This is a genomic window from Pseudomonas sp. CBZ-4, from assembly GCF_000346755.1.
GTDB lineage: Bacteria > Pseudomonadota > Gammaproteobacteria > Pseudomonadales > Pseudomonadaceae > Aquipseudomonas.
The window spans coordinates 1-5,232 of the sequence record NZ_ANNV01000121.1 but is presented as its reverse complement, the minus strand read 5'-3'; the positions used below and the strand labels follow the sequence as shown (position 1 = coordinate 5,232).

Genomic DNA, 5,232 nt, shown 5'->3' with positions numbered 1-5,232 from the left:
TGATCGTCAAGGGCAGCATTCTGGTGTTGGCGGTGTGGGTGGATGTGAGTACGCGCACCGGCCGGCGCTGAATCGGTGCACCCCATTCGCCTGAACACCATAGAACCCATGTGGGAGCGGGCTTGGCCGAAAGCGGTGGATCAGTCATTCAGATGTTGGCTGCCCCCGCTATCTAGAACTGGAATAAATATGATTAATAGCCAGAGGCCGCTATCGCCGGCCTCTGGCTTTTTGCATTACTGGTTTTACCGATTGGCCCTCGCATCTGTGACCAAGAAGGCAAAAAGAGCTTGCCTGTATCCAAAAAGCCAATGAGCACCAAATGTAATTTGGCTTTATACAAATAAAACACTACAAACGGCGCGCACTATCTTAATCAGCACTAAGCCCACGAATAGTATGAACGCCACTTCCGACCCTCCCGTAGGAAAAACCAGCAAAAGTAAGAAGATTCTTTCAAAAATCAAAGCACTCCTAGGACGTTTCGGAAATTGTCAAAAATCTTTGACCGACATCGAGTTTGGGATTATAGATAAATGGCGCAGCGCAACCCAATACTGAAAAATAGGAGATACGTTATGAGCAACGAAAAAGCTGTTAACGAAGTCGATCTATCGAAAGTATTCAGCCTGAATGGCGCCAATAGCAAAGTTGTATTGGCCGTCGTAAACTAACCAACAAAACCATGACAGTACGGGCAGTACGCTGTTACTGGGTGCTGCCCTCCCTTCAGCCGGGAGTGCGAGATGGACAAACTTAAAAAATGGTTAGGCGACGAAAAAATAAATATTATTGATATCGGCGCGCGAGCGATCCCTGGAGAAAAACCAATTTATGAAAACTTGATCACGGACGAATTATGCGAAATAACCACCGTCGACCCAGACACGAGCACGAATTCGATTCTGGAAAAGGTGCCGAGCACTAGAGTCATGAACCTCACTCTAGGTACCGGCGGAAAATCGATGTTTAATATTTGCACCCTGCCTTCCTGTTCATCGCTACTGAAACCGAACATGGCAATACTGTCCCAATATTCTGGAATGGCGTATTTTTACACCATCACGGACCGCACTTGCGTAGACGTAGTGAAAATGGATGATGCCTTTCCATCGGATAATTTTGATTTCCTCAGCATCGATGTCCAAGGTGCAGAGCTTGACATACTACGGCACGGAAAAAGGAACATAAGTGCTCTTTTGGGAATACATATCGAAGTGGCTTTTGTAGAAAAATACATCGGGCAGCCGCTTTTCAGAGAAGTCGACAATTTCTTAGCAAACAACCAGTTCAACTTTCACTGTTTCACCGGCTACGGAACCAGATCACCTAGAGACATCGAAACGAATCACTCTCCAATAAATGGCATAAACCAATGGTTATGGGCAGATGCTTTTTACTTTCACGACATGACTGACACTGCATTCTGGAGCGCCCCAGGAAAGTTATTAAAACTCGCCTGCATTTTTCACTGCCTGTATCAGTCATACGACTTTGCCGCTCACTGTCTAAAAAAACACGACAACCTCTTCGGTTCATCCTACTTCGCCGAATACACTTCAAGCATCTCGGAGTCCGCCAACATCACTCTTAAATCCAGCAATAACGAAAATGAGTACTTAAGCAACCTGGCACAAAAAATAAACTTCCATTAACACACCGAGAGCCTCACCAATGAACACTGGACCAGATTCCGACAAAAACGAACAGCTCCAACCTCCACCCGACCACACCTCATCCAAAATAGAAAGAAGCTTAATAGATTCACGAAAAATATTCATAACAGGAGAAATCAACCACACCCTTGCCCGCGAAGTTGTAAAACAACTTCACGCGCTAGCCCACATAAATAATGAACCAATAATTGTTTTCATAAGCTCACCAGGAGGACATGTCGAGTCAGGTGACATGATATATGACGCCATAAAATTCATCAAACCCAAAGTTATTACCATAGGGTCTGGATGGGTGGCCAGTGCGGGCGCGTTAATATTTGTAGCGGCAAAGAAAGAAAATAGATATTCCCTACCTAATACACGTTTCCTGCTCCACCAGCCTTCGGGTGGTTTTCACGGACGAGCCGAAGACTTCGATGCTTATTCAAGAGAAATCAACTGCATGAAAGAGAGGCTAAACAAAATATTTTCGGACGCTACAGGCCAAACAATCGAGACTATCGAATTAAATACCGAACGTGATTTCTGGCTAAGTGCTCAAGAATCCTTGGCCTATGGACTCGTACATAAAATAGTGACCTCAGAACATGAAATACAGTAAGCCGCAACACATCAACCAAACAACTCACCATTCACTCTTCGAATTAAAACCCGATAACACCTTTAAACTAAAGCAGAACAAAACATACACAATACACACTATCGACAACTTGGGCCATGACGAAAATCTCGAAAAATGCAGCGACTATCTTAACCCCCTCTCTGGGCCGTACGCGCTAGACAACGTAAACAATGGCAGCACGATTGCGATCACCATTCACCAAATCGTGCACACTCGAAACATTGGACTCTCATCATCGGGACCATTACCCTGCCATTTAACACCACGCCTTAAAAAGCCAGTGCTAGGTGAGCCCATAATTTTCTGGAAACTCGAAGATCATTTTTGTAATCCGATTGTAGGGAAGCAGATCAAACCTGAAATCTCGTTAAAAAAAAACCTCATGATTGGGTGCCTGAGGTGTGCGGACCCCATAGGCGTAAAGGCATTGACCTCGCTTGACGTCGATGAGTACGGTGGCAACTTTGACTGTAAGCTCTTCAAACAGGGGGCTGTAATTTATTTGCCCATCATCGGTAACAATGCAGTCTTCTACTTTGGGGATGTGCATTATTGTCAATCCGATGGAGAGGTGGGTGGCTCCGGCATAGAAGTCACAGCAGCAATAACCTTTTCAGCGAACATTTGCACCCACCCAATACATGCTGGCTTGCACACTGTCGCAGAGGGCTGCGTCTATTTTTTCGGTGTAGCTCCAACGATTGAAGAAGGCATAACAAAAGCTCTTTCACAAGGGCACGAAGCACTCACATCCCAGGGCGTCAATGACGACCTGATTAGACTACTGCTGGCGCATGGCAGCCGACTAAAGCTGATCAAACTTGGCACCCCTAACATTGTAGCGATAGGTATCGACTCACGATACTTCTTATGAAATACGCAGGAGCACTTATGGACATCCTTGTAACCCCAGACGTAAATTTAGCAAAATCACTTTTCTCAAACGCTTCAGCGCGCCTATGGGATAGCTTTGATTACTTATTAGAGACCAACAAGTTAACCCATTATCCTTTTTCGTCTTTGATAAACAAACTTCAAGACCACCCAAAGGCGCCACCATTTTTCTTTGCCGCCCATCATTTGATTTTAGGCTTTTGCACCCATAGAAAAGACATTGACAGATCTCTCGCCTTACAGATACTTAACACGGACAATTACTCACACCACGAAAACCTATCAATACTTCCTTTCTTGAAGTCTCCTGACTTGCAGGAGTCAACCTATCAAAAGACCATACTTTCAGACATAAAGGCCACGTATGAAAACGATCATTTTTTACCTGTCGCATTTGACTCAACCGAAGAACACAAACCAACAAAATCAACGATCGAGTCAGCACTTACCATCATCAAAGCGTCCAACCCCGCACTTTATGACGAAATTGAATTTATCATCAATGAAATACGGATATTTCAGTCTGGAAACATCAGGGCAGGATCAAACTTTAATACGCTAGGCCTAATCTATATTGGACAGGCGATTGTAGGGGACGACGTATCCAGATTTATTGAGCATGTCGTACACGAAGCAGCCCACAATTTATTATACGCGCACTGGACCGCTGACCCCATATTCACTAACCATAACGATACGCTCTACTTCACACCTTTCAGGCATGACACTCGTCCATTGAGCGCCATATTTCACGCGATGTTCGTACTTGCCCGAACAATCTACGTGTTTGACAGCGTTCACCGCAACTTACCGCATACCCTTGACTTCTCCAACATCAGAACCAATTACAACGAACGAGGAAATACTGCCTCATTCAAAATTAAATTCTCCCAAACTGCCGAAATCGTCTCAAAAAATGCAGAGCTCACTATTTATGGTAGAAAAATCTTCGAGGGATGCGTGGAAATGGTAAAGCGTTGCGAACTTAATATATGAGCAAGTCTTGCGCTGTGGGATGGCTTGCACTTGCTTTCTTCCTATTAGGCGATGGGGCCAGAATGGTTTACGTCGCCTACTATTTGTATATAGACACCAACCCACTGTTACTCATTTTCTTTGGATCACTCATCAGCTTGTTTTTTTCTTTATTAAAATTAGAGAACACAAAAACGATTTGCCCACCCGTTTGTCACAAGACAACCCAAAACACCACACTGCTGTATGTGCTCATTAACCTATCAACTCTAATCAACTGGTTTTCTGCATATTTTTCGCTTAAATTTCTCGCTCCAACGACGGCCTCAATGGTCGCGGTTTCGGTTGGACCATTTATTTTATCGCTTAGCGCGCAAACGCAACCTAGAGCACTCGGTATATTCTTCGCTATAGCCGCCTTATTGATCGCTGCCGCTGCAGTTTTCAATGGAGCGGACTCATCAATTCATTCACCGAAGCCAACAGACACCTTGATTTTTATTGGAGCAGCATTATCCCTAACATGCGGAGCCTCTATTTATACCAACACCCTAATATCAAAAAAACTTAGCCAGATGAATCAGCCACCGTTAAAAATCAATACGTTCAAAGCGCTACTTCTACTTCCCGCCAGCGCTTTCATCTGTTTTCACAACGGCCTGTTCGCAGCGACCACCACTAAAATTATCGACATACTCATCTTCTCTTTCATTTTTGTTTTTGCAACTCAAATATCTTTACAGCGCGCCATCAATACGTTGGGAGCAGCCACCATAACGATAGGAATTTCCCTGGCACCTGCCGCCTCACTCTTGGTGACGCTATTAGTACTGAAAGATAAAACTAACAACCTGCAAATCCTTATGACACTGCTAAATTCAACACTTCTAGTACTTTTCGGACTTCATTACAATCAAAAAAGACAAGTATAAATACAGTCCAGATTATTGCTCTGCGAAAAATTCAAATCATCAGGTTAAATAACGGCATGTCGATGCTGGACGTGGACAGTTATTGGCAGATGATCGTCAAGGGCAGCATTCTGGTGTTGGCGGTGTGGGTGGA

The 5,232-nt window shown here is 44.3% G+C and carries 5 protein-coding genes; all 5 read left to right on the top strand.

Annotation, left to right across the window (positions count from 1 at the left end; translation table 11 throughout):
• Positions 1–746: 746 nt before the first annotated feature.
• The 5 genes from B348_RS0116555 to B348_RS0116540 are packed head-to-tail and all read left to right on the top strand — an operon-like array spanning position 747 to position 5,099.
• Entirely contained in the window at positions 747–1,655 is a 909-nt protein-coding gene (locus tag B348_RS0116555; protein ID WP_017737185.1) for an FkbM family methyltransferase, read from the top strand.
• Positions 1,656–1,674: 19 nt separating this feature from the next.
• Entirely contained in the window at positions 1,675–2,277 is a 603-nt protein-coding gene (locus B348_RS1000000131070) for an ATP-dependent Clp protease proteolytic subunit (RefSeq protein ID WP_081609253.1), read from the top strand.
• Positions 2,264–3,172, top strand: a complete 909-nt coding sequence (locus B348_RS0116550) for an acetamidase/formamidase family protein (protein ID WP_017737184.1) — start codon at positions 2,264–2,266, stop codon at positions 3,170–3,172. The genes B348_RS1000000131070 and B348_RS0116550 overlap by 14 nt, the downstream gene beginning before the upstream one ends.
• 17 nt (positions 3,173–3,189) lie before the next feature.
• Complete coding sequence (locus B348_RS0116545; protein ID WP_017737183.1) at positions 3,190–4,188, top strand: HEXXH motif domain-containing protein; 999 nt, start codon at positions 3,190–3,192, stop codon at positions 4,186–4,188.
• Positions 4,185–5,099 carry a hypothetical protein gene (locus B348_RS0116540; RefSeq protein WP_017737182.1) on the top strand — a complete coding sequence of 305 codons (915 nt, stop codon included), beginning with the start codon at positions 4,185–4,187 and terminating at the stop codon, positions 5,097–5,099. The genes B348_RS0116545 and B348_RS0116540 overlap by 4 nt, the downstream gene beginning before the upstream one ends.
• Positions 5,100–5,232 lie beyond the last annotated feature (133 nt).

What these genes read in the sequence shown, in the direction of transcription:
- B348_RS0116555 (WP_017737185.1), top strand. Translation starts at nt 747, where the DNA reads ATGGACAAACTTAAAAAATGGTTAGGCGACGAAAAAATAAATATTATT.
- B348_RS1000000131070 (WP_081609253.1), top strand. Translation starts at nt 1,675, where the DNA reads ATGAACACTGGACCAGATTCCGACAAAAACGAACAGCTCCAACCTCCA.
- B348_RS0116550 (WP_017737184.1), top strand. Translation starts at nt 2,264, where the DNA reads ATGAAATACAGTAAGCCGCAACACATCAACCAAACAACTCACCATTCA.
- B348_RS0116545 (WP_017737183.1), top strand. Translation starts at nt 3,190, where the DNA reads ATGGACATCCTTGTAACCCCAGACGTAAATTTAGCAAAATCACTTTTC.
- B348_RS0116540 (WP_017737182.1), top strand. Translation starts at nt 4,185, where the DNA reads ATGAGCAAGTCTTGCGCTGTGGGATGGCTTGCACTTGCTTTCTTCCTA.